1 protein-coding gene is annotated in these 2924 nt (G+C 41.5%); it reads right to left on the reverse strand.

Annotated elements, in window-relative coordinates; all coding sequences use genetic code 11:
- Positions 1 to 63: 63 nt before the first annotated feature.
- Positions 64 to 2924, reverse strand: a 2861-nt coding sequence (locus IJT21_07945; protein ID MBQ7578179.1) for a transporter substrate-binding domain-containing protein, incomplete at its 5' end; no start/stop codon positions are given.

Raw genomic sequence — 2924 nt, forward strand, 5'->3', positions numbered from 1 at the left:
CGTCCCCCCTTGCCCCCCCTCCCCGCCCAGTAAGCGCGGACAATGGGTACAGCACACAAATTTTTATTTCTTGTTCGTGTCAATACCCCGCAAAATATCACTCGGCTTTCTTCGTTCAGGCTTCAAATTATTATGAATCCTCCCAAAGAATAAATTCAATATACCAGCGAGAATAAAATAAATCACTGCTACAGCTATCAACGGGAAAAACGCTTCATAAGTTCTGCTTCTGACAATATCTCCCATTTTCGTCAAATCCTGAACAGCGATATAACCTACGATTGCAGTAGCTTTGATTAACTCAACGACAGCAGCTTTGTACGACGGCATAAAATGTAACGCAGCTTGAGGCAATATAACCGTGAAGAATGTTCTAATATCGCTGAATCCGAGTGCGAGTGCTGCCTCTGTCTGGCCTTTATCGACCGCTCCTACACCCGAAAGAATCATAGCATAGACAGAAGCTCCGAACGTGAGAGTAAACGCAATTACAGCAACCCACAATCCCGAAATAGAAACGCTGCTGAATATCACATAATAAAGAATCATCAACAGCACAACCATAGGCATACCATGAAGAAGCCACACAAAAAATTTCGTGAATAAATTTGCGATAATATTTCCGCGCCTGCACATCATGTAAACAGCAAATCCTAAAATTGTCCCGAATAAAATAGCAAGCACTGTAATTATAAGAGTCGTTATAGTGCCTTCAATGAATAAATGCCAGCGGTTCTCACGCAAAAAAGTGCGCTCAAAACTTGACTCTAAATCACTCAATATTTCAGCAAAATAATTCTTGATCTCCTGAAACTTTGCGCTTGTGTCTGTGCTTGAGTCTGTCTCAATATTTAATCCGGGCTTCTTGATGACTAACACACTTCCGCCGCTGTAAATAGGTTCTGAGAAATTAACTTTTTCCGCACGTTCGGCAGTAATCGAGAACTCCCCGCCGCCTAAATCACATTTTCCGGACTGCACAGCAGGTATTATCGCGTTAAAATCAATCACGTTAAATTCAGGCTTATAACCTTTTTCCCTGCAGAAACGCGCAAGAATTTCAACACAATAACCGGCCAGCTTATTATCACGCATATAATCATACGGGGGAGCTTCACCGCACAGAGCAATTTTTATAACACCTTTAACAGCCGGTAAATTTTCATAATTTGTCATGACCTTTTTTGACTCGTCAGCACTAAACCAGACATCACGCAAATTTTCGAGAGTCCCGTTAGATTCTTCACGCTTTATGAACTCGTTTAATTCTGCAATGAGTTCAGAGCCTTTGTCATTCTTTGCGGCAAAAAACGCGTTGTCGTAATTTATCAAATATTCATGAATGTAAGTTAATGACGGATGAGAATCTACAACAATCATTGCTTGAGGCTCATCACATCCGAACGCGTCAACTTTGCCGTTATTAAGTGCTTCGACCTGATTTGCTGTGCTCTCAATATAGAAAATTTCTGCATTAGGCAGCATAGCGCGAACGCCTTTATCTGCAATATTTCCCGTTGAGACCGCAATTTTTTTACCGTCAAAATCTTTCAGGCCCGGCAATGGCTTAATAGTGTTATTTAACGCGATTAATACTCCGCCGCCTCTGTAAATGGGTTCTGAGAAATTCACATTCTGCGCGCGTTCTTCAGTTATTGATATTGCACTGCCGCCGAGATCGTATTTTCCTGATACAACACTTGCAAGTATGCCGCTGAAATCAACGGGTTCAATTTCGAGCTTATAACCTTTTTCCTTGCAGAAACGAGCCATAATTTCAACTTCATAGCCGACGATTTTATTATCGCGCACATATGCAAAAGGCGGGATCTCAATATCTACAGCAAATTTTATTACGCCGTTAGTATCGGGCAAATTCTCGTAATCGGTCATAACTTTTTTTGATTCGTCAGCACTAAACCAGACATCACGCAATTTTTGAAGAGTGCCGTTAGATTCTGACTGCCTTATAAATTCGTTGAGCCCGGCAAGCAGTGAGTCCCCGTGTTCATTCTTAGCAGCGATAAAGGCATTAGCATATCTCGTTAAATAGTCTTGAGTGTAGACAAGCTGAGGATACAAATTTTTTAACATTATTGCTTCGGGTTCATCGCGAACAACTGCGTCAATTTTCCCGTCAATAAGTGATTTAATCTGATTCGCGTAATTGTCCATATATAATATTTCTGAATGCTTTAATCTTTCTTTGACGAGCTTATCATATATTGACACTGACGAGAGAGCAATTTTTTTACCGTCAAAATCTCTTACGTAGGGGCGAGGCTGAACAGGCGATTTCAACACGACCAAGACAGAACCGCTGTTAAAATCGGGTGTAGTGAAGTCAACTTTTTCTGCGCGTTCAGGAGTAACGGCAACACCTCCGCCGGCAATGTCGCATTTTCCGGACTGTAACGCAGGAATCATCGCGCTTAAATCCATTGTAACAATTTTGAGCGAATAACCTTTTTCCCTGCAGAAATTAGCTAATATTTCAATCTCATAACCGACGACTCTATTATCGCGTACATATGCAAATGGCGCGCTCGCTCCGTCCTGAGCAAATGTTATTACACCGTTTTTGGCTGGTAACTGCGAATAATCTTCAAGAGTTTTCTGCGACTCGTCGGTGCCTCTGAACCATTTATCACGCCATTTTGAAAGAGTGCCGTTAGACTCTAAATCAGCTATAAATTTGCTAAGTTCAGGAGTCAATTTATTATTTTTCGCGAGACAGTAAGCAAAATCGAATTTATTTATATACTCACGAATATATGTTAACTTGCTGTTTTCTGACTCGGCGGACATTGCTTCAGGCTCAGAGAGTGCAAATGCGTCAATTTTTCCGGCTGTAAGGGCTGCTGCTTCGTCGGCTCGGCTTGAGAAGTAGAAAATATTTGCGCTTGGAAGACGAGATTTTATTA

This window comes from Synergistaceae bacterium (assembly GCA_017443945.1).
Taxonomy (GTDB): Bacteria; Synergistota; Synergistia; order Synergistales; family Aminobacteriaceae; genus JAFUXM01.